This is a genomic window from Actinoplanes subtropicus, assembly GCF_000721705.1.
Classification (GTDB): Bacteria; Actinomycetota; Actinomycetes; order Mycobacteriales; family Micromonosporaceae; genus Actinoplanes; species Actinoplanes subtropicus.
In genome coordinates this window covers 85,946-107,027 of the sequence record NZ_JOJL01000004.1, presented here as the reverse complement: position 1 = coordinate 107,027, position 21,082 = coordinate 85,946, and the positions used below count along the sequence as shown (strand labels likewise).

The 21,082-nt window shown below is 70.8% G+C and carries 20 protein-coding genes, 1 pseudogene and 1 riboswitch; of the genes and pseudogenes, 6 read left to right on the top strand and 15 right to left on the bottom strand.

All coding sequences use genetic code 11. The features are described from left to right. Window positions 1-50: 50 nt before the first annotated feature. Window positions 51-1,502 (bottom strand): MFS transporter, encoded by a 1,452-nt coding sequence (locus IH26_RS0106270; protein WP_030435147.1) that lies wholly within the window; start codon window positions 1,500-1,502, stop codon window positions 51-53. Between the two features lie 138 nt (window positions 1,503-1,640). On the opposite strand from IH26_RS0106270, the gene IH26_RS0106265 reads away from it, so the two are divergent. Then, the gene (locus tag IH26_RS0106265) at window positions 1,641-2,186 is read left to right on the top strand and encodes a TetR/AcrR family transcriptional regulator (protein ID WP_245664956.1); all 546 of its coding nucleotides are present in this window, start codon (window positions 1,641-1,643) and stop codon (window positions 2,184-2,186) included. A 31-nt stretch (window positions 2,187-2,217) separates the two neighbouring features. Here IH26_RS0106265 and IH26_RS0106260 read toward each other — a convergent pair whose 3' ends face one another. From IH26_RS0106260 to IH26_RS0106250, 3 genes are all read right to left on the bottom strand, one after another. Next, window positions 2,218-3,036, bottom strand: a complete 819-nt coding sequence (locus tag IH26_RS0106260) for an intradiol ring-cleavage dioxygenase (protein WP_034213921.1) — start codon at window positions 3,034-3,036, stop codon at window positions 2,218-2,220. Between the two features lie 86 nt (window positions 3,037-3,122). Beyond that, window positions 3,123-3,458, bottom strand: a complete 336-nt coding sequence (locus IH26_RS0106255; RefSeq protein ID WP_030435144.1) for an ArsR/SmtB family transcription factor — start codon at window positions 3,456-3,458, stop codon at window positions 3,123-3,125. Continuing rightward, window positions 3,445-3,879, bottom strand: coding sequence for an SRPBCC domain-containing protein (locus IH26_RS0106250; RefSeq protein WP_030435143.1), 435 nt, complete (start codon window positions 3,877-3,879; stop codon window positions 3,445-3,447). The genes IH26_RS0106255 and IH26_RS0106250 overlap by 14 nt, the downstream gene beginning before the upstream one ends. 112 nt (window positions 3,880-3,991) lie before the next feature. Here IH26_RS0106250 and IH26_RS0106245 point away from each other — a divergent pair, with 112 nt between their 5' ends. Then, window positions 3,992-4,561 carry an SAM-dependent methyltransferase gene (locus IH26_RS0106245; RefSeq protein ID WP_030435142.1) on the top strand — a complete coding sequence of 190 codons (570 nt, stop codon included), beginning with the start codon at window positions 3,992-3,994 and terminating at the stop codon, window positions 4,559-4,561. Between the two features lie 22 nt (window positions 4,562-4,583). Continuing rightward, window positions 4,584-5,531, top strand: coding sequence for a LysR family transcriptional regulator (locus tag IH26_RS0106240; protein WP_030435141.1), 948 nt, complete (start codon window positions 4,584-4,586; stop codon window positions 5,529-5,531). A gap of 193 nt (window positions 5,532-5,724) precedes the next feature. On the opposite strand, the pseudogene IH26_RS0106235 reads toward IH26_RS0106240, so the two are convergent. Then, a pseudogene (locus IH26_RS0106235) lies at window positions 5,725-6,543 on the bottom strand (helix-turn-helix transcriptional regulator); the annotation flags it as partial. On the opposite strand from IH26_RS0106235, the gene IH26_RS0106230 reads away from it, so the two are divergent. Continuing rightward, window positions 6,542-6,955 carry a DUF2000 domain-containing protein gene (locus IH26_RS0106230; protein WP_030435139.1) on the top strand — a complete coding sequence of 138 codons (414 nt, stop codon included), beginning with the start codon at window positions 6,542-6,544 and terminating at the stop codon, window positions 6,953-6,955. The pseudogene IH26_RS0106235 and the gene IH26_RS0106230 overlap by 2 nt on opposite strands. Before the next feature lie 41 nt (window positions 6,956-6,996). Here IH26_RS0106230 and IH26_RS0106225 read toward each other — a convergent pair whose 3' ends face one another. The 8 genes from IH26_RS0106225 to IH26_RS0106185 form a co-directional block, all read right to left on the bottom strand. Further along, window positions 6,997-8,205, bottom strand: coding sequence for a vWA domain-containing protein (locus IH26_RS0106225; protein ID WP_030435138.1), 1,209 nt, complete (start codon window positions 8,203-8,205; stop codon window positions 6,997-6,999). After that, complete coding sequence (locus IH26_RS0106220) at window positions 8,192-9,184, bottom strand: SRPBCC family protein (protein ID WP_030435137.1); 993 nt, start codon at window positions 9,182-9,184, stop codon at window positions 8,192-8,194. The genes IH26_RS0106225 and IH26_RS0106220 overlap by 14 nt, the downstream gene beginning before the upstream one ends. After that, the gene (locus IH26_RS0106215) at window positions 9,181-10,041 is read right to left on the bottom strand and encodes an AAA family ATPase (RefSeq protein WP_030435136.1); all 861 of its coding nucleotides are present in this window, start codon (window positions 10,039-10,041) and stop codon (window positions 9,181-9,183) included. The genes IH26_RS0106220 and IH26_RS0106215 overlap by 4 nt, the downstream gene beginning before the upstream one ends. Further along, on the bottom strand, window positions 10,038-10,637 hold the full coding sequence (locus IH26_RS0106210; RefSeq protein WP_245664952.1) for a nucleotidyltransferase family protein: 600 nt from the start codon (window positions 10,635-10,637) through the stop codon (window positions 10,038-10,040). The genes IH26_RS0106215 and IH26_RS0106210 overlap by 4 nt, the downstream gene beginning before the upstream one ends. After that, the gene (locus IH26_RS0106205; RefSeq protein ID WP_030435134.1) at window positions 10,610-11,491 is read right to left on the bottom strand and encodes an XdhC family protein; all 882 of its coding nucleotides are present in this window, start codon (window positions 11,489-11,491) and stop codon (window positions 10,610-10,612) included. Before IH26_RS0106205 ends, IH26_RS0106210 begins: the two co-directional genes overlap by 28 nt. 35 nt (window positions 11,492-11,526) lie before the next feature. Beyond that, a complete protein-coding gene (locus tag IH26_RS0106200) occupies window positions 11,527-13,920 on the bottom strand; it encodes an aerobic carbon-monoxide dehydrogenase large subunit (protein ID WP_030435133.1) in 2,394 nt (797 codons plus the stop codon). Between the two features lie 85 nt (window positions 13,921-14,005). Next, on the bottom strand, window positions 14,006-14,494 hold the full coding sequence (locus tag IH26_RS0106190) for a (2Fe-2S)-binding protein (protein WP_030435132.1): 489 nt from the start codon (window positions 14,492-14,494) through the stop codon (window positions 14,006-14,008). Window positions 14,495-14,498: 4 nt separating this feature from the next. After that, on the bottom strand, window positions 14,499-15,371 hold the full coding sequence (locus IH26_RS0106185; RefSeq protein WP_030435131.1) for an FAD binding domain-containing protein: 873 nt from the start codon (window positions 15,369-15,371) through the stop codon (window positions 14,499-14,501). Window positions 15,372-15,489: 118 nt separating this feature from the next. Between IH26_RS0106185 and IH26_RS0106180 the strand changes: the two genes are divergently transcribed. Next, window positions 15,490-16,560: an XdhC family protein gene (locus IH26_RS0106180; RefSeq protein ID WP_030435130.1), complete on the top strand. Its 1,071-nt coding sequence runs from the start codon at window positions 15,490-15,492 to the stop codon at window positions 16,558-16,560. A 188-nt stretch (window positions 16,561-16,748) separates the two neighbouring features. Continuing rightward, a riboswitch (cyclic di-AMP (ydaO/yuaA leader) is annotated at window positions 16,749-16,898 on the top strand. Between the two features lie 6 nt (window positions 16,899-16,904). After that, window positions 16,905-17,450, top strand: a complete 546-nt coding sequence (locus IH26_RS53195) for a C40 family peptidase (RefSeq protein ID WP_211268592.1) — start codon at window positions 16,905-16,907, stop codon at window positions 17,448-17,450. Between the two features lie 80 nt (window positions 17,451-17,530). On the opposite strand, the gene IH26_RS0106170 is transcribed toward IH26_RS53195, so the two are convergent. Continuing rightward, the gene (locus IH26_RS0106170) at window positions 17,531-18,241 is read right to left on the bottom strand and encodes a Pr6Pr family membrane protein (protein WP_051807610.1); all 711 of its coding nucleotides are present in this window, start codon (window positions 18,239-18,241) and stop codon (window positions 17,531-17,533) included. Between the two features lie 53 nt (window positions 18,242-18,294). Continuing rightward, a complete protein-coding gene (locus tag IH26_RS0106165; RefSeq protein WP_030435127.1) occupies window positions 18,295-21,051 on the bottom strand; it encodes a DEAD/DEAH box helicase in 2,757 nt (918 codons plus the stop codon). Window positions 21,052-21,082: the final 31 nt, after the last annotated feature.

The window sequence follows — 21,082 nt, the reverse complement described above, 5'->3', positions numbered from 1 at the left end:
ACGCGGTAGCGTCACCGACGAGGAAAACCCTTTCCGGGGTACGGAGCGGGTCAGTCCTCCGGCATCGCGGCGTCGGCCTCACGCACGTGGGTCGGAATGACCGTCGCGAGCAGGGCCGCCAGCACCGCCGAGCCCGCGCAGATCACGAACAGCAGCTGGTACGCGCCGAGCGACGGCAACGCGTGCCCGGCCAGGTCGATCGTCTTGGCGGCCAGGATCGCCCCGCCGATCGCGCTGGCCAGGCTGCTGCCGACGCTGCGGAACAGGGCGTTCAGGCCGTTCGCCGCGGCCAGCTCGGAGCGCGGCGCGGCGTGGATGATCAGACCGGGCATTGCCGCGTACGCAATGCCCGTTCCCGCTCCCGCGATCGTCGCGCCCAGAATGACCTCGAAGAGACTGCCGGTGAGCCAGATGCGGCTGGCGAAGCCGGCCGCGATGACGAGCGAGCCGACGATCAGCGCGGTGCGCGGCTTGAGCTTGGCCGACAGCGGGCTCAGCAGCAGCATCGCGATGCCGCCGGGCAGCATGCACAGGCCGCCGACCAGGATGGACTTGCCGAAGCCGTAACCGGTCACCGCCGGGGCCTGCACGTAGCTGGCCGTGCCGATCAGCGTCGCGAACAGGGCAAAGCCGACGCACAGCGACGCCAGGTTGGTGAGCAGCAACGACGGGCGGGCGGTGGTGCGCACGTCGACCAGCGGCGACTTGATGCGCAGCTCGACCAGGACGAAAACGACCAGCAGAACGACCGCGAGAGCGAGCAGGCCGAGCGTTTTCGGGTCGGTCCAGCCCCACGACTCGCCCTGGGCCAGCGGAAGCAGCAGCGACAGCATGGCGCCGCCGAGCAGGGCGGTACCGATCAGGTCCATCCGGCCTTTCGCGGTACGGATCGGTTCGGGCACGAGAAGCACGATGCCGGGGATGGCGAGCACGCCGCCGGCCACGCACACCCAGAACAGCGTGTGGTAGTCGGCGTACTGGGCGATCACGCCGGCCAGCGGCAGGCCGAGCGCGCCGCCGACGCCGAGCATGGCGCTGATCAGGGCGATGCCGGCGCCGGCGTGCTCCTTGGGGAGGGTGACGCCGACCAGGCTGATGCTCAGCGGGACGGTGGCGACCGAGAGGCCGACCACGGCGCGGCCCACGATCATCCAGGTGAGGTCGTCGGAGAGGGCACAGATCAGCGAGCCGACGACCAGTGCCGCCAGCGCGACCAGCACCATCTTGCGGGTGCCGTAGAGGTCGCCGAGCCGGCCGAAGGCGGGGACCGCGACCGCGCCGACCAGCAGGGTCGAGGTGAGCAGCCAGGCGACGCCGTCGCTGCCGGTGTGCAGGTCGACGGCGAGCTCGCCGAGCACGGGGACCAGCAGCGACTGGGTCAGCGAGACCATCAGCGCGCCGACGCCGATGACCAGCAGGATCACGATCTGGCGGCCGGTCCAGGTTTTCTTCTCCGCCACCGCGCCCTCGGCGGGCTCGGCCAGATCAACGGCTTGCGACATCGGGCTCCCTCTCGTTAGTGGCAGAATGTGCCACGAGGCAGAGAGTGCCACGAAAAAGTTGCGCATTGGGAATCGGAGGGGACCTTGAGACCGGGGTCACAGGCGACGCTGAGGGACCGCAAGCGGGAGCGCAGTCGCGTGCTGACCGCGGAGACCGCGTGGCGGTTGTTCATCGAGCGGGGGTACGACAACGTGACCGTCGCCGACATCTGCGCGGCCGCCGAGATCGCGCCGCGGACCTTCCACCGCTACTTCACCGGCAAGGACGACGTGGTCGCCGAGCCGGTGCGGTACATGACCAGCCTGGTCGCCGAGCAGATCGCCGCCGCCCCGGCCGAGATGTCCCACTCGGCAGTGCTGCGGACCGCGTTCCACGAGCTCGGCGTCTTCGTCATCGAGCACCGGGAATGGCTCGGCGCCCTGCGTACGGTCATCCAGCGGTCGCCGCACCTGAGCGCCACCCATCAGGGGGTGCCGCCCGAGCGCGAGCGCGAGCTGACCCGCCTGCTGGCGGCGCGCCGCGGCGACGCCGAGGCGGACTGGCGATTGCGCCTCCTGGTGGCCTGCGCGGTGGCCGCCTTCCGGATCTGGCACGACGACTACCTGCGCGGGATGACCGACGATCCGCTGATCAGACTCGATCGGATGATGACCGCGGTGTCCCGCCCGGACGGGGACGGGTGATCCGGGCGGGACGGCCAGAGGCGCGGACGGATCACGCGGACAGGCGCCCGCCGGACTCGGTCTTCGTCGGGTCGACGGTGATCGCGAGCGTCGCGACGTACCCCGCCGAGACGCTGCCGGTGACCGTGGCCATCTCGCGGGCGGCCAGGTCGTCGCCGAACACCATGTCCGAGGAAAGCGTTATCCGGCTCATGTTGGTCACGCTCTGCGAGTAGCCGGTGGCCGACGCGTACACCGTCTTGGAAATGGTTTCGGGCAACGCGATCTGCGAGGTCTTGCGGATCGGCCCGGCCCCGCTGGTGGCGTTGGCCTGGGACGAGTACACCTCGAAGTGGATGTGCGGCCACCGGCCGGAGTAGCAGGCCGGATAGATGCTGGTGAACGTCACCGTGCCGGTGGAGTCGGTGACCTGGATGCCGCGCAGGTAGTTCTCGTTGGTCACGCCGGACGAGTAGAGCGAGTACCGGCCGGCCCGGTCGCAGTGCCAGGCGTAGACGGCGGCGCCGGCCAACGGCGCGCAGCTCAGGTTCGAGACGATCAGCTTGAACTGCAGCGGAACGCCGGCGGCGACGGTGGTCGAGGTGCCGAAGGACGAGCGGATGTCGCTGCGCACGATGCCGCTGAGCACCCGCACGTCCGGACCGTTGGAGCCGTCGGCCGGGAACGGACCCGCGGTCTCCGACTCGACCTCGGTGGCGCACGCGGCGGCCGCGGCCGCGGCCCCACCGCCGAGCAGTCCGCCGCCGGCCACCGCCAGGGCGCCCGCGCCGCCGAGCATCCCGAGCAGACGACGCCGGTCGAACAGGAATCCCTTGTCGTGCACCTCGCGTACGTAGTCCTCGGTGTTCATGATCTTCCTCTCCTGCCGTCGGTGGGAAGAAGGCAGGAGAACATTGAAGTCTATGAATATGCTGTGGTTGATCTAATTGAGAGTTATCAATGTGTGCCGAGGTGGTCGCGGAGCGCGGCGAGCGGCCCGTCCCAGTCCCGGGCCAGGGCGGCCAGGAACTGCTGGGCGACCTTCATCGGGCCGGAGTCGAGCCGGTAACGCACCCGCCGCCGCTCCCCCGGCTCGGCCACCACCAGGCCCGCGTCGGCCAGCAGGCCGAGGTGCTTGGCGATGGCCTGCCGGGTGATCGGCAGGCGGGCGGCCAGGTCGGTCGCGGTCGCCGGGCCGCCCGACGCGAGCGCGGCCAGGATCTGCCGGCGGGTCGGGTCGGCCAGGGCGGCGAAGACCTCCTGGGCCGTCGCCTCGAGGTCAGGAAAGGCCATCGAGGTACGCGGCCAGCTCGCCCAGCTCGTGCTTCCAGCCGTCGCTGTTGCCGCCGAACGCCTTGACGTGCGCGTCGTCGGGCAGTTGGGCGAATCCGCTCTCCACGACGGTGAGCGTAGTGCCCGCGCCGGCCGGCTCGAGCGTGAACTCCACGTACGTCCGGCGCGGGTCCTCGGCCGGCAGGCCGTTGATGTTCCAGGTGTAGCCGAACACGTGTGGCGGCTCGAGCCGCTCGACCGTGAAGGTGGCCTTGTCGCCACTGGTCCAGGTCATCGTGGCCTGGCCGCCGACGCGCAGGTCGATCGTCGCGTCGTTGCCGAACCAGGACCCGAGGCCCTCGGCAGTGGTAAGCGCTTGCCACACGCGCTCGGGCGAGTGGGACAGCTCCATCGTGCGCTCGATCCGGTCGGGGAATGCCATGACGTGTCTCCTTGAGTCGCAACCACTTGGTTGCTACTCAAGTTATAGCAACCGGACGGTTGCGTCAAGGACGGGCGCCCATCGGAAGGGGATCCACAATAGAATCTCGATCATGACCGTCGGGGCGTCCGGGATCGCCACGTCGGTGGCGCATCCCGCGCGCCGCTTCAACTACTGGCTGGGCGGCACGGACAACTCGCACGCCGAGGCGCCGCTGACCAGAGCGCCCGAGGGCCGCACCACCTACCTCGAGGCCGACCTGCGCGAGCCGGCCGCGATCCTGGCCGCCGCCGGGCTGCGCGAGACGCTCGACCCCGGCCGGCCGATCGCGCTGATGCTGGTGGCGATCCTGCACTTCGTGCCGGGTGCGGGCGCCGCGCTTCCGCTCGTACGGGAATTGCTTGCTGCCCTTCCTTCCGGCAGTTACCTCGCCGCGACACATTTCACCACGGACTACCTGCCGCCCGAGGAGCGCGAACGGTACGCCGGCCTGCTCGCGGCCGGGCGCAGCGACATCTGGCCACGGGAGCGGGCGGAGTTCGAGGCGCTGTTCGAGAGCCTGGAGCTGGTGCCGCCCGGGATAGCGCTTGCCACCGAGTGGCGACCGGCCGGCCCGGCGAGCACCGACGGCGTCGACGCGAGCCGGATCAGCATGCTCGCCGCGGTCGGCCGCAAACCATAGGTCCACGCGGCAGACTCGACACATGACCCCCACGCAGCTCCGCGCGTACTCAGCCGTCGTCCGGCTGGGGTCGGTGAAGCTCGCCGCGGCCGAGCTGGGCGTCTCCGAGTCGGCCATCTCCCTGCACATCGGACAGCTGCGCAAGGAGCTCGGCGACCAGCTGTTCACCCGGGCCGCGGTCGGGCTCGCCTTCACCCCGGGCGGCCTGCGGCTGGCCAGCCGGGCTGCCGAGATGCTCGGCCTGCAGGACATCACGGTTCTGGAGGTCAGCTCGGCCGGCAAGGGTCGCCGGCTGTTGCGGGTGGGCGCGTCCGCGCTCTTCGCCGAGCATGCGGCGCCGGGTCTGATCGAGTTGTTCGCGGGGCGCGCCGACGACCTCGACGTGGAGTTGAGCGTGCGCAGCCCGTCGGCGTTCGAGTCGCTGCTGATGACCAGAAGTGTGGACATCGCGATCGGTCCGCGACCGGCCGCCGATTCGAGCCTGGTGTGCCGTCCGGTGATGAACTATCGGGTGGTCGTGGTGGCCGGTCCGGAACATACGCTGGCGGGCGTACGCGCGTCGGCCGCCCAGTTGCGCGATCAGACCTGGTTGCTCGGGCCGTCGGCGGCGGCCGATCTGGGCTCGATCCCGGCGATGCTGCGGCGCCTGGCCGTCCCCGAGGGGAACCAGCAGATCTTCCAGAGTCACGCGGCGGCGCTCGAGGAGGCGAAACGGGGCAAGGGCGTGGCGCCGGCGCTGTCGTTCACGGTGGCGCCGGAGGTCAGAAGTGGTCACTTGGTGCAATTGCCGGGGCCGTACGCGAGCCTCGAGACGATGTGGCACTCGATGACGCTGTCCGATCCGCCGACCGCCGCGGCCGAGTTGGCGCGGTTCGCGGCGACGCCGAGAGCGATTCAGGCGATGATGCGCGGCGCCGGAGTCAACGTCGGTCATTTCCGGCCATCGGTGCACGTCACTCTCTGGAGCTGAAGCCCGTCGGGCTCACGCGCTCTCGGGAGCTGACGCCGGTCGGGCTGACGCGCTCTCGCGAGCTGACGCCGGTCGGGCTCACGCGCTCTCGCGAGCTGACGCCGGTCGGGCTGACGCGCTCTCGCGAGCTGACGCCGGTCGGGCTGACGCGCTCTCGCGAGCTGACGCCCGTCGGGCTGACGCGCTCTCGCGAGCTGAAGCCCGTCGGGCTCACGCCGAGGATGCGGCGGAAGTGGCGGATCAGGTGCGGCTGGTCGTAGAAGCCGCTCTCGGTGGCGACCGCGGCGAGCGGGCGGCCGGCCAGGATCAGGTGGCGGGCCACGTCGACGCGGCGGGAGATCAGGTACTGGTGCGGGGACATGCCGAACTCGGCCCGGAACGATCGCACCAGGTAGGCCGGATTGAAATGCAGAAGACCCGCGGCCTGCCGCAACGAGATGCCCGGGACGACGTGTTGCTCGAGGAGATCGCGCAGCTTTCTTGCGGGCGTACGGTCGATCCGCCCCGTAATTTCGGGATGTCCCAGGCGGTCCCGGAGCCGCTCGGTGATCTCGGCGAGGTGGCTCTCGGCCGCCAACTCCTCTCCCGGCTGCCCGATCACCTCGTGCAGGCGGGAGATCATCCGCTGGAGTACCGCATCCGGGAAGTCGGATTTATCGACCGATGCACCGATAAGTCGGGGTGGTAGCTGGGCTTGGGATAGGTAGAGGACCCGCTTGCGGAACGGGTGCGGCGACGAGCCGTTGTGCGGGACGTGCGGCGGCAACAGCGTGACGACATCGCCGAACGATCCACGCTCGTGCCGATCAAGGTCGTAGCGGACAGCGCCGGAGTCGACGATCAGAAGTGTCCACGTGTCGTGTGCGTGCATCGGGTAGGCGTGGCCCGTGAAGTGGGCATTGAGCACCTCGACCACGCCGTCCAGGGGTGGCCGCCACGCTGCGAACCGGGCACCCGACACGTCAAAATCGTACAAGAACGATCGGGTCCGCTCCGCGCACGATCGGTCCATGGAACGCTTCGACACCAAGATCGCTGTCCTGCTGCGGGACGACCTGCTCACGTGGCAGCGACTGAACGTGACCGCTTTTCTGGTCAGCGGCCTCGGCAGCACCGTTCCGGAGGTGGTCGGCGAGCCGTACCGGGACGCCGACGACGTCCAGTACCTTCCGATGTTCCGCCAGCCGGTGCTCGTTTTCGAGGCCGGCAAGGAGCTGCTGCGGGCCGCGCACGAGCGGGCGGTCGGCCGATCGCTTCCGCTGGCCGTCTTCACCTCCGATCTGTTCGCGACCGGGAACGATGGCGACAACCGCGCAGCGGTCCGGGCGGTCACGACGGCCGGTCTCGACCTGGTCGGTCTGGCCGTCTATGGGCCCCGCAACGCCGTCGACAAGGTCGTCAAGGGCGCATCGATGCATCCCTAGCGGGACGCTCGAGCGGACCCGCCCGTTTACGGCGGGGATGGTCAGCGGGTGGACACGGCGGTCAGTCGGCGGACCACGTCGGTCAGGTCGGCGAAAGTCGCGGCCGGGAGCAGCGCGTCGCAGAACGGCGCGGCGGCGGCCATCGCCAACACGTCGGGACGGAAGCCGGGCGCGCCGGCGCGGGGATTCAACCACAGGATCGTGTACGCCCGGCGGCGCAGCCGGCGCATCGCGGCCGTCATCTTCTCCGGCGGCTCGCTGTCCCATCCGTCCGAGGCGACGATCGCGATCGCTCCCCGCAGCGCGTTCCCGTGATGCGAATCGAGCAGGGCGGTGAGGTTCGAGGCGATCCGGGTCCCGCCGAACCGATCGCCGACCGCCACGGTCGCCTGCTCGATCGCCGCGCGGGCCGAGCTCTGCCGGAGCGCCGGGGTGAGCCGGGTGAGCGTGGTGGCGAAGGCGAACACCTCCGCCTCACAAACGGTCGTGAACGCTCGCATCAGATGCAGATAGGCCGCCGCCTGCGCCCGCATCGACTCGCTCACATCGCAGAGCATCACCACGCGCCGCGGCCGGCGAACGGGTCGCTCCCGCACGACGGTCATCGCCTCCCACCCGGTCCGGCGCGCACGGGCGATGGTGGGCCGCAGCGCGACCCGGCGCCCGGACGGATCGGCCGCATGGCGCCGCGACCGCCGGGTGGGCCACCGGGCAAGCGCTTCCCTCAACGCCTCGCCGAGCAGCGCGGTCTGCCCGGCGTCGAGCTCCTCGAACGGCCGCTCGGCCAGGGCGGCCAGCGCGCTGGGCCGCAGCTCGGGCAGTCGGATCCGATCGTCCTCGGCCTCGGTTTCGTCCACCGAGAGGACGGCCGGCAACGTGGCCCAGGGCAGCCCGCCGCCGCCGATCGATTGATCGCCCCCGCCCCGGACCGGCAGATTCACCTCGTCACGCCGCGCCTCCCGCTGGGCCGCCCGGGTCAGCGGCAGCGGTGGCGCGTCATCGAAGACGGCCGAGAACACGCGATCGAACGCGGCCAGATCCTCCTGCCGCCGCAGCAGGGCGATCCGCGCCGTCCAGTAGAGCGCCGTCCGCGACGCCGGCGGGCTGACCCGCAGCGCCCGCACGAAGTCGTCGACCTCGGTCAGCCCCGCGCCCACGCCGGCGGTCCGTAACCGCCCGGCCAAGGCCACCGCGAACGCCGCCCGATCAGCCCCGCGCAACAGCACGGGTGCCGGTTCATCGCCGGGCAACGGCCCAGGCGATGACCGCGCCGACCACGATCACGCCGACCACCAGCGGGACGGCCCGCTTGTAGATCGAGCTGCCGGCGACGCTGAGCAGATCGAGTGGTTCGGGTTCCTCGGTCGTGACCGGCCTGGTGACCTTCGCCGCCGCCGGAGCCACTTCGCTGACCGGGGCGACCGGTTCGGGCGCCTTCTGATCGGATGCGACCGGGTCCGACGCCGGCCGATCGGATACGGCTTCTCCCGCGCCATCTCCGTCGGGAGCGGATCGGCGGAAACTGTCCGAAGTTGGCGCAACCTGATCGGTGGTGGCCGCAGATGGCCCGACCTGATCGGACGTCGGCGCAGACGACGCAGCCTGATCGGTCGCCGGCGCAGACGACGCGGCCTGATCGGACGTCGGCGCAGACAACGCGGCCTGATCGGTGGCCGGCGCAGGTGGTGCTCCCTGATCGGCGGCCGGCGCAGGTCGCGCTGCCTGGTCGGCGGCCGCCTCGGACGGCGAGGCCTGATCCGGTTCGGCTTGATCGGGCTCGGTCTCGTCGGCGGCGAGCTTGGCCTCCAGGTTGTTGACGAACTGGGCCAGCAGCTTGCCCGACACCTCCTTGATCATGCCGCTGCCGAACTGGGCCAGTCTCCCGCTGATCTTCAGGTCGGTGTCGACGCTCACCTGGGTGCTCTCCCCGGCCGGCGTCAGCACCGCGGTCACCAGGGCCGACGCGTTGCCGCCCGCCCGGGCGTCCCGGCCCTTGGCGTCGATCACCGCGCGGTGGCCGGTCTCGTCCCGCTCGGTGAAGCGCGCCGTCCCGGCGAACTCGGAGATCACCGGGCCCACCTTGACCTTGACCTTGCCCTGGTACGTGTCCCCCTCCACGCCGGTGAGCTGGGCGCCCGGCATGCACGGCGCGATGCCCTCGAGGTCGGTGAGCACCTGCCAGGCGCGCTCGATCGGGGTATGTACGGTGAACTCGTTCGTGATCTTCATGGCGTCTCCTGGTGGACGGCACCGGCGACGACGAGCCGGTCGTCGGGGGTCTTGGCGATCGTGCCGATGGTGGCCAGCATGTCGTCGGGGGCGAGTTCGGTGGCGCCGAGCGCGGACAGCGCGGACACCCAGTCGATTGTCTCGGCGAGGCCGGGCGCCTTGTCCAGCTCCAACCGGCGAACCCGGCCGATGAACTCGGTCGCGTCGGCGATCAGCGGGTGCGTCGCGCCCGGCACCGCCCGTCGCACGATCTCCGCGGCCCGGGCCGGCGCCGGGAACTCGATCCAGTGGTAGAGGCACCGGCGGCGCAGCGCGTCGTGCAGTTCGCGGCTGCGGTTGGAGGTGAGCACCACGACCGGCGGCCGATCGGCGGTGAACGTGCCGAGTTCGGGCACGGTCACCGACGCCTCGCCGAGGAACTCGAACAGCAGCGCCTCGAACTCGTCGTCGGCCCGGTCGATCTCGTCGATCAGCAGCACGGGCGGCGTCGGCCCTTGATGCCGTACGGCCCGCAGGATAGGCCTTTCCTGGAGAAATTCGGCCGTGAACAGGTCGTCGTCGGCCAGCCGCTCATGGCGCGCCTCGGCGAGCCGGATCGCGAGCAGCTGCCGCTGGTAGTTCCACTCGTAGAGCGCCTCGCCGGCGGTCAGCCCCTCGTAGCACTGCAGCCGGATGAGCGGGGTGTCGAGCGCTTGCGCGAGGGCCTTGGCCGCCGCGGTCTTCCCGACGCCGGGCTCGCCCTCGAGGAGCAGCGGCTTCCCCAGGCGCAGTGCGAGAAAGACCGCCATCGCCAGGCCGTCGTCGACGAGGTAGTCGACCGCGTCCAGTCGCGATCGCACCTCCTCCGGCCCGTTCACCGGCCCTCCCCCGCCAGCAACCGCCGGTAGTCCTCCCGGGTGTCGACATCGATCGGGACCGGTCCGGCCGTGGGAACTTCGGTCACCGGGAAGGCACCCGAGTGCAGCAGTTTCCACACCGCCTTGTCGCCGTGCAGTCCGGAAAGCGATCCGAAACACTCACGCCGGAACAGGAACGGATGCCCGAGCCCGTCGTCGTAGCGGCACACCGCGATCGGAGTCGGCGCGTCGATCAGCCGGCGCACGTCGGCCGGGTCGATCCCCGGCTGATCGCCGAGCAGCAGCACCAGCGCGTCGGCCCGGACGTGCGCGATCGCCGACCGCACGGACGAGCCACAGCCACTGGAGAAATCCGGGTTGTCGACGACGGTGAAGCCGGTCAGATCCGCTCGCGAACGGACCTCGGCGGCCGAGCCGCCGAGCATGACCAGGTTCTGATCGAACGCGCAGGCACGGGCCATGTCCAGCGTAGCCTCGAGGAGGGTACGCCCGCGGAACGGCAGCAGCTGCTTCGCCTCGCCGAGCCGCAGCGACCCGCCGGCCGCGAGCACCAGCCCACAGACCGTCATCACGCCGCCGCGAACCGATCCCGGCACCCGGCGCAGCAGAACCAGTGCTCCACCCCATCGACCACCGCGTGCGGCGTCGCGTCCCCGATCACCACGGTCATCCCGCACACCGGATCGATCGCGGTCTTCGGCGAGGAGACGTCGGTCAGCGGAAGCGATCGGCGTTCCACCGCCTCGAGCCCCGGCCGCCGCAGCTCACGAACGATCTCGGCGAGCACCGAGAGAGCTATCTCCTTGTGGGTGCGGGCCCCGATGTCGATGCCGGCGTGGGGGCGGACCCGGGCGAGCTCGTCCGGCCTCAGCCCGAGCGAATCGACTACCGCTTTCCCCCGCGTCCGGCTGGCGATCAGCGCTATCAGGGGCACCCCCGCGTCCAGTGCCGCGCGGATGGCCGCCTCGTCGTCGCGCCCCAGACCGGCCACCACGACGGCGCCCGCTCCGGCGTACGCCATGGGCGGGGTGACCTCGAAATCGAGGAATTCGGCGAGCGAAACCACCGCCGCGCCGATCGGCGTCGCATCGCCCGCCACCCCGATCAGCGGACGCGGGAGCACCGGGCGGAGGAAGATCTCGATCGCTCCGCCGGAGAGGCACGGGTTGACCACGACCTGCGCGCCCGGAACCGACGGGAACTGCTCGGATTCGCTCGGCAGGACGCGCAGCAGCATCGTGTTGCCGTCGCGCAGCGTGTCCAGGGCGGCCGCGCGCACCGACGTCTCGGCGCAGACCCCGCCGACGAAGCCCTCGATGGACCCGTCGGCGAGGATCACCGCGTCGTCGCCCGGCACCGCGGAGGTGGGCGCCTGCGCGCGCACCACGGTCGCGTGCACGAACGGCCGGCGCTGACCGGTCAGTTCGTGCACGCGTGCGGAAATGCTCATCGCCAAACTCCCAGATCGGAGCGAAAAGGACCGGATCAGATCGGCGGCGTCGCCCGGCCGCGCATCGCGTCCCAGACCCGGGACGGGGTGAGCGGCATGTCGGCGTGCCGGATGCCGAACGGCTTGAGCGCGTCGACCACCGCGTTCACGATGGCCGGCGGCGAGCCGACGGTCGCCGACTCCCCCACGCCCTTGGCGCCGATCGGGTGGTGCGGCGACGGCGTGACCGTGTAGCCGGTCTCCCAGTCGGGCACCTCGAGCGAGGTCGGGATCAGGTAGTCCATCAGCGACGCGCCGAGGCAGTTGCCGTCCTCGTCGAACGCGATCATTTCCATCAGCGCCATGCCGACGCCGTCGGTGAGGCCGCCGTGCACCTGACCCTCGATGATCATCGGGTTGATCCGGGTGCCGCAGTCGTCGACCGCGATGAAGCGACGCACCTTCACCTGCGCGGTGCCCGGATCGATGTCCACCACGCAGATGTACGCCCCGTGCGGGTACGTGAGGTTGGACGGGTTGTAGCAGATCTGCGCCTCGAGCCCGCCCTCGACGCCCTCGGGCAGATCGCCGGCCCCGTGCGCCCGGAAAGCGATGTCCTGGATGGTCACCGACTTGCCGGGATCGCCCTTGACCTGGAACGCTCCCTTCACCCACTCCAGGTCGGCCACCGACACCTCGAGCATGCCCGACGCGATCAGTTGCGCCTTGTCGCGCACCTTCCGGGCGACCAGCGCGGCCGCCGCCCCGGAGACCGGAGTCGATCGGCTGCCGTAGGTGCCGAGACCGAACGGCGTCTGATCGGTATCGCCGTGCACCACCTCGATGTCGGCCGGCGGGATACCGATTTCCTCGGCGACGATCTGCGCGAACGTCGTCTCGTGGCCCTGACCCTGGGTCTGCACCGACAACCGCACCACGGCCTTGCCGGTCGGGTGCACCCGTAGCTCGCAGCCGTCGGCCATGCCGAGGCCGAGGATGTCCATGTGCTTGCGCGGGCCGGCGCCGACCGCCTCGGTGAAGAACGAGATGCCGATGCCCATCAGCTCGCCGCGGGCCCGCTTCTCCTCCTGCTCCTTGCGCAGCTCGGCGTATCCGGCGATGTCCATGGCCAGCCGCATGGTGGGCTCGTAGTTGCCCGAGTCGTACACCCAGCCGGTCTTCGTCTCGTACGGAAACTGGTCGGGTTGGATGAAGTTTTTGATCCGGAGCGCGGCCGGGTCCATGTTCAGCTCGTCGGCGAGGCAATCGACGATGCGCTCGACCAGGTAGACCGCCTCGGTGATGCGGAACGAGCACGCGTAGGCGACGCCGCCCGGCGCCTTGTTGGTGTAGACCGCGGTCATCTTGCAGTACGCGGCCTGCAGGTCGTAGCTGCCGGTGAACACGCCGAAGAAGCCGGCCGGGTACTTCACCGGCGCGGCGGTGCCGTTGAACGCGCCGTGGTCGGCGAGCACGTTGGTGCGGATCGCCAGGATCCTGCCGTCCCGGGTGGCCGCGATCTCGCCGCGCATGATGTAGTCGCGAGCGAATCCGGTCGAGATGAGGTTCTCCGATCGATCCTCCATCCACTTGACCGGTTTGCCGGTCAGGATCGATCCGACGATCGCGCACACGTAGCCGGGATAGATCGGCACCTTGTTGCCGAAGCCGCCACCGATGTCCGGCGAGATGACCTGGATCTTGTGCTCGGGGATGCCGGCGACGATCGCATAGAGCGTGCGGTGCGCGTGCGGCGCCTGGGTGGTCGACCAGAGCTTCAGCTTGCCCTCGACCGCGTCGAAGTCGGCGACCGCCCCGCAGGTCTCCATCGGCGCGGGATGCACCCGCGGATAGACGATGTCCTCCCGCACCACGACGTCGGCCGACGCGAACACGGCCTCGGTGGCCGCCTCGTCCCCGGTCTCCCAGTCGAAGACGTGGTTGTTCCGCTTGTCCTGCAGGTCGTCCCGGATCAGCGGGGCGTCCGGCTCGAGGGCACGCCGGGCGTCGATGACCGGTTCGAGCACCTCGTACTCGACATCGATCAGTTCGAGCGCGTCGCGGGCGTGGTACCGGTCGTCGGCCACCACGAAGGCGACCTCCTGGCCCTGGAAACGCACCTTGTCGGTGGCGAGCACGGCCTGCACGTCGTTGGAGAGCGTCGGCATCCAGGCAAGGCCTTTCTCAGCCAGCATCGCCCCGGTCACGACCAGCTTGACCCCGGGCGACGCCTCGGCCGCGCTGGTGTCGACGCTCAGAATGCGGGCGTGCGCGAAAGGCGATCGCAGGATGGCCAGATGCAGCATGCCGGGCAGTTGGATGTCGTCGGTGTAGCGGCCACGGCCCCGGATGAAGCGCGGGTCCTCCTTGCGCAACATCCGGCCGAACCCGACCGGTTTCTGATCGTTGTCGTGGAACTCGCTGAACTTCGGTTCCTGCACCGCGGTCATGCTGTGCCCTCCTTAGGCATGCCCTTCTGGCCCTCGCCTTCGGCCTGGGTGAGCAACTCACTGAAGTGCCGCTCGGTGCAGGAGGTCATGCGTTCGCCTCCTGCTGAGCGGCAGCCGCTTCGTGCACGGAAGCCCATCGCACGGAGCGAACGATCGTCGAGTAGCCCGTACAGCGGCAGATCTGACCGGAAATGGCCTCCCGGATCTCCGCGTCGGTCGGGTCCGGATTGCGGTCGAGCAGCGCCCGGCAGGTCATCATCATCCCCGGCGTGCAGAACCCGCACTGCAGGCCGTGGCACTGCATGAAGCCCTCTTGGATCGGGTCCAGCTCGCCGTTGCCGGCCAGGCCCTCCACCGTACGCACCTCGTGGCCGCCGGCCATCGCGGCGAGCACGGTGCACGACTTCACCGGCTCACCGTCCAGCCAGACCACGCAGGTGCCGCAGTTGCTCGTGTCGCAGCCCCAGTGGGTGCCGGTCAGGCCGAGCACGTCCCGCAGGAAGTGCACGAGCAGCAGCCGCCCCTCGATCTCCCGGGTGACCTCGACGTCGTTGACGGTCATCGTGACCTGCATCGGTTCAGCTCCTCGCCCGCTCGACGGCCGTACGCAAAGTCCTCCGGGTCAGCTCGTCCGCGAGGTGCCGCTTGTACTCCTCGCTGCCCCGCTGGTCGGTGACGGGGTCGCAGCTGCGGGCCGCGATCTCCCCCGCCCGCTGGTAAACGCGCTCATCCGGGACCTGGCCGCGCAGCGTTGCCGAGATCTCGGGAATTCCGGTGGTGTTCGGCCCGACCGCCGCCAGGCCGACCCGCGCGTCCGAGATGGTTCCGTCCCCGGCGAGCCAGACGGCCGCGCCCGCGCTCACCACGGCCCAGTCGCCCGCGCGCCGCTCGACCTTCTGGTAAGCGCTTCCCGACCCGGGCCGGCGGGGAACGCGAATCTCGATCAGGATCTCGTCGTCGCCGACCGCCGTCTCGTACGGCCCGACGTGGAACTCCTCCATCGAGACGACCCGCTCGCCGCGCGGCCCGCGGATCACGCAATGCGCGTCCAGCGTCGTGCACACCGCCGACAGGTCCTCCGACGGATCGGCCTGGCAGAGCGACCCGCCCAGCGTCCCGCGGTTGCGGACGACCGGATCGGCGATCACCCGCTCGGCGTCCCGGAAAATCGGGAAAGCGCTTGCCAGCTCGTCCGACTCGAGCAACTCCCGATGCCGGGTCAGCGCCCCGATCCGGACCTCGTCGCCGCCCACCCGGATGTAGCCGAGTTGATCGTGCAGCGGGTTGATGTCGATGAGATATTCGAAGTTCGCCAGCCGCAGCTTCATCATCGGCAGGAGGCTGTGCCCACCCGCCACGAGCCGCGCTGAGCTGCCCAGACGTTCCAGCAGCCCGATGGCCTGGTCCACACTGGTGGCGCGTTCGTATTCGAACGGAGCCGGCACCTGCACGATCCACCTCCCGGAATCGTGGTGACCCTCGCGCTCCACCTGATCAATGTCAACAGGTACCTAAGGGATCTCTTAACTCGCCGTTGACGAGCAACAATTGATCGCGGAGGGTGTGGCCGTGCGGGACATTGTTGACGGACTGATCGCCTGGCGCGCCGAGGGCGTCGCCTTCGCGGTCGCCACGGTCGTGCGCACCTGGAGCTCGGCGCCCCGGCAGCCCGGCTCCTCGATGGCCGTCAGCGAACGCGGCGAGGTCCTCGGCAGCGTCTCCGGCGGCTGCGTCGAGGGCGCCGTCTACGCCGCCGCCGAGGAGGTCATCCAAACCGAAAAGGCCCAGCAGCACACGTACGGGGTGAGCGACGGGGACGCCTTCGAAGTCGGCCTCACCTGCGGCGGCACGATCGAGGTGATGGTGCAGCCGTGGGTCGCCCTGACCGACCTCGACGACGTTCTCGCCGCGATCCAGGACGGCCGCCCGGTCGCGACCGTCTCGCTCGGCGACCACCAGCTCGTCATCTGGCCGTCCCGGGTGGCCGGCTCGCTCGGCGACGCCGGCCTGGACCGGGCGGCCGAGCAGGTCGCCGCCGGCATGCTGTCCTCCGGCGCCACCGGCACGGTCCGCCTGGGCGAACACGGCGAACAGCGGATGGCCGACGTCGAGGTGTTCGTCCAGACGTACCTCCCACCACCCCGCATGATCGTGTTCGGCGCGATCGATTTCGCCGGCGCGGTCGCCCGGATCGGCGGCTTCCTCGGCTACCACGTGACCGTCTGCGACGCCCGTCCGGTCTTCGCCACGCGCAAGCGCTTTCCGTCGGCCGACGAGTTGGTCGTCCAATGGCCGCATCTCTACCTGGAGTCCACGGCGGTCGACGAGCGCACGGTGCTCTGTGTGCTCACCCATGACCCGAAGTTCGACGTGCCGCTCCTCGAGGTCGCGTTGCGCACGCCGGCCCGCTACATCGGCGTGATGGGCAGCCGCCGCACCCATGCCGACCGGATGCGCCGCCTGCGCGAGGCCGGGGTGTCCGAGGCCGCGCTGTCGCGTTTGTCCGCCCCGATCGGGCTGGACCTGGGCGCCCGCACACCGGAGGAAACGGCCGTCGCGATCGCGGGTGAAATCATCGCGCGTACGTGGGGCGGGTCCGGCCTGCCCCTGACCGGTCTCGACGCCCCGATCCACGGCTGACACCGTCCGGTCTGCCCCGGGGTTGTCCGCGGTCCCCGATTCGCCGGTAGCCGTCCGGGAGCAAGCACCGCGTTTCCCGCCGGATCCCGCGATCGGTCCCGATCGGGTCTGGCGCCGCCACCCGGCCAGTCGTCGCGGGTAGGCCGCCACACCGCCCGCGGACGCCGAGTCCCGCCCACCGCGCGCGGCCCATGTCACCGACAGGAACCTCAATGGGCGGGAGCGGGGAACCCATCCGGTCCGGCCACGCGCCGGCTAGGGGTGAAGTCGCCATCCGCGACGGGCCGCCTTCAGGCCCAACCCGACAGCTGACCTCGCAGGCGGTTGAAGGACCAGGAATCGTCGTGTCCGCTCATCTTCGCTCCGCCCTGCCCAAGAACGCTCTCACCTGGGCACTTATGGCCCTGATGTCCGCCCTCGGCCTGCTGATCGCCCCCGGCGCGGCCCAGGCCGCGCCGACGGCCCCGGTCGCGCACAGCGTGCCCACCGGAAGCGCTCCCGAGCCATCGCTCTCCCCCGCCGCCCTCCTTGGTCTGCGCGGCGCCCGCATCGTCGCGGCGGCAAGTGCCCAGCGGGGCAAGCCCTATCGCCGAGGCGCCCAAGGCCCGGGAGCGTTCGACTGCTCCGGCCTGTCCGGGTACGCCTACCGCGCCGTCCACGTCCGCCTGCCCCGCACGGCGAACGAGCAGTACCACGCCGCCCACCCGATCAGCCGCGCCGCGGCCCGCCCCGGCGACCTGGTCTTCTGGGTGTCCGGCCAGCGCGCCTACCACGTGGCGGTCTACGCCGGCGCCGGCCGGGTCTGGCACGCGCCCAAGCCCGGCGACCGAGTACGCCTGGCGACCATCTGGAGCCCGGGAGAGGTCAGGTTCGGCCGCATCGGCGCCTGACCCGGGCGAGCCAGCAGCTACGTCGGTCCGGGGTCGCCGGCTCGCTTTCCCGCCGAGGGACGGACGAGCCGGCGGCCACGTCAGTTCAGCGTCGCCGGCTCGCTCTCCGTCCGAGGGACGGACGAGCCGGCGGCCACGTCCGTTCGACGACGGCCGCCGCCGGCGGCCGCTCCCAGGCGGTCGAGGCCGACCACAACCGCTCCCAACACGCCAAAAATGATCGCGAGCTGGACGAACTGCAGGCCCACCCAGCCGTACCCGTGCTCCCCGGGGTCCAGGAAGAAATACGGGTACTTGATCGGCACGGCCGGGAACAGCGCCCCCCGCACCTCGATCATCAGCCCGTAGCCGAGCGGGTAGCCGATCCAAAGCGGCACATCCCGCCAGCGGACGATCCGATGCGGTCCGAAAGCCGCCCAATCCACCAGTACGAGCACCGGCACGACGTAATGCACCAGGAACAGCGACCAGTTCGCCAGCGCCACCCCGGCCCCGGCGGCGGCGAGACCGGGCAGCGGATTCTTCCCGTGGTTGAGCAGGAAGTGCGAGATCAAGCAGGTGATCAGGATCCACAGCGTGACCGCCCCGCGCCATCGGGGCGCCGGTGGCTCGACGGTCGACTGCTTCGCCATCCAGTAGAGCGCCCCGACGAAGTACGCGAGCACGATCAGGTTGCTCTGCGCCGTGAAGTAGACGACCCGATTGTCCCCGATCAGCAGCCCGGCAACCCCGCACGCCACGATGGCCGCACGCAGCACGAACTGCGGCGTACCCCAGACCCGCCTACTCATGGGTAAGGAGTATGCCTCAGGGCCGGGCGCCGGCCCATCGGAGAGCGCTGCCGTCACAGTTCGCCCTGGTACGCCAGCACCCCCCGGTTCACCGCGGTGATCGCCTTGCGCGCCGTCGCCCGGATCCCCTCCGAGGCGGCGCCCGCGTCCTTGACCTGGCCGAGCAGGTCGAGCACCTGCCGCGCCCAGCGTACGAAATCGCCTGCCGGCATGTCGGCGTCGTAGTTGTGGCCGCTCGCCAGCACCCGGGCGAGCGGCTCGCCCCGCGCCCACCGGTACATCGGCCAGACGAACCCCGGGTCGGGCTCGCGGGTCAGGGTCAGCCCGTGGTCGGCCTCGTCCGCCGCGATCTCGGCCCACAGCTTCGTGCAGGCGTCGACCGCGGCGGTGATCGGGCCCTTCGGCACCGAGGCGCGGTCGTCGCCCTCGCGGCGCGACTCGTACAGCACCATCGACACCGCGGCGGCCAGCTCGTCGGGGGCCAGTCCCTCCCACACGCCCTGCCGCAGGCACTCGGCGACCAGCAGGTCGGCCTCGGACCAGATCCGCCCGAGCATCCGCCCCGCGTCGGTCACCTCGCCCTCGGGCGACAGGTAGCCGCGCTCGCCGAGCACCGCGCACACCTGGTCGAACGTGCGCGCGAGCGATCCCGTGCGGCCGGCGACCTTGTCCCGCAGGGCGTCGGTGTCGCGCTCCAGCCGGTGCCGCCGCTCGGCCCAGCGGGCGTGCTCCTCGCGCTCGGGGCAGGCGTGGCAGGGATGCTGCCGCATCTGCACCTTGAGCAGCGCGATCTCCGCATCCTCCCCGGCGGGCCCGCCGGCGCGCCGGCCGCGACGGCCGCCGCCATGCCGATCAAGACCGGTGGCGGAGACCTGGGCGGCAAGGTCCCTCCTGGCCGAGGGGTTGCGGTGATTGAAGTGCTTGGGTACGCGCAGCCGCTCCAGCACCTCCACCTCGCCCGGGAAGTCCGCGGGGCTGACCCGGCCGGCCCATCTGTCCTGGGTCAGCACGAGCGGCCGCGGCTCGCCGAAGCCGCCGGCCGGCGCCTCCAGCACGACCGCGAGCCCGGCGCGACGGCCCTGCGGCACGCGGATCACGTCGCCGACCCGCAGCCGCTCCAGAGAGGACACCGCGGCGGCCCGGCGCGACGCGGCGCCCTGCCGGGCCAGCGCCTTCTCCCGGTCGGCGATGGCGACCCGGATCGCGAAGTACTCGTCGAAGTCGCCGTGATGACAGGCCGCGTCCTCGCCGTACGTCTGCATGGTGTCGATGTTTCGCTGCACCTGACGAGCCAGGCCGACGACCGAGCGGTCGGCCTGGAACTGGGCGAACGACGACTCGAGCAGGTCGCGCGCCTGCTCCGCGCCGACGGTGCCGACCAGATTCACCGCCATGTTGTACGACGGGCGGAACGACGACCGCAGCGGGTACGTACGCGTCGACGCGAGCCCGGCGACGTGCCGCGGGTCGACCTCGGGGCTCCACAGCACCACGGCGTGGCCCTCGACGTCGATGCCGCGGCGCCCGGCCCGGCCGGTGAGCTGCGTGTACTCCCCGGGGGTCAGGTCGACGTGGGCCTCGCCGTTGAACTTGACCAGCCGCTCGAGCACCACGCAGCGGGCCGGCATGTTGATGCCCAGGGCCAGGGTCTCGGTGGCGAAGACCGCCTTGACCAGGCCGCGGACGAAGCACTCCTCGACCGCCTCCTTGAAGGCGGGCAGCATGCCGGCGTGGTGCGCGGCGATGCCCCGCTCGAGGCCGTCGAGCCACTCCCAGTAGCCGAGAACGGAGAGATCCTCGCGCGGGATGGCGGCCATCCGCGTGTCGGCTATCCGGCGGATCTCGGCGCGCTCGTCGGCGTCGGTCAGCCGCAGGCCGGCCGAGAGGCACTGCTGGACGGCCGCGTCGCAGCCGGCCCGGCTGAAGATGAACAGGATCGCCGGTAGCAGCCCGGCCCGCTCCAGCCGGTCGACCACCTCGGGGCGCGGCGGCGGCTGCCAGCGGCGGGAACGACCGCGGTTGCCCGGACCGTACGACCGGTCGGTGAGCTCCAGGCGGCGCTCCATCTCGCGGGTGTAGCGCAGAAGCTCGGGGTGTACGTCGTGCTTCCTGGCCGCGTCGGCGTCGTGGAACAGGTCGAACATGCGGCGGCCGACCAGCATGTGCTGCCAGAGCGGGACCGGCCGGTGCTCGCTGACCACCACCTCGGTCTCGCCGCGGACGGTGACCAGCCAGTCGGCGAACTCCTCGTAATTGCTGACCGTCGCGGACAGCGAGACCAGGGTCACCGACGCCGGGAGGTGGATGATCACCTCCTCCCAGACCGCGCCGCGGAACCGGTCGGCGAGGTAGTGCACCTCGTCCATCACCACATAGGCCAGCCCCTTGAGCGCGGCCGAGCCCGAATACAGCATGTTGCGCAGCACCTCGGTGGTCATCACCACCACCGGGGCGTCCCCATTGATCACGTTGTCGCCGGTGAGCAGGCCGACCTTGTCGGGGCCGTAGCGCTCGACGAGGTCGTGATACTTCTGGTTGGACAGCGCCTTGATCGGGGTGGTGTAGAAGCACTTGCGCTCCCCGGCGCGCAGCGCGAGGTGCACGGCGAACTCGCCGACCACCGTCTTGCCGGCGCCGGTCGGCGCGCACACCAGCACGCCGCTGCCCCGTTCGAGGGACTCGCAGGCCGCGCGCTGGAAATCGTCAAGGTCGAAGCCGACATCGAGCATGAAGTCGTCGAGCGCCGGGAACTCGGCCTGCCGGGCCGCCCGCCGCTTCGATTCCGCATACCGTTCGGCGGGACTCGTCATGACCACAAGGCTAATGCGAGCGTGTGACAAC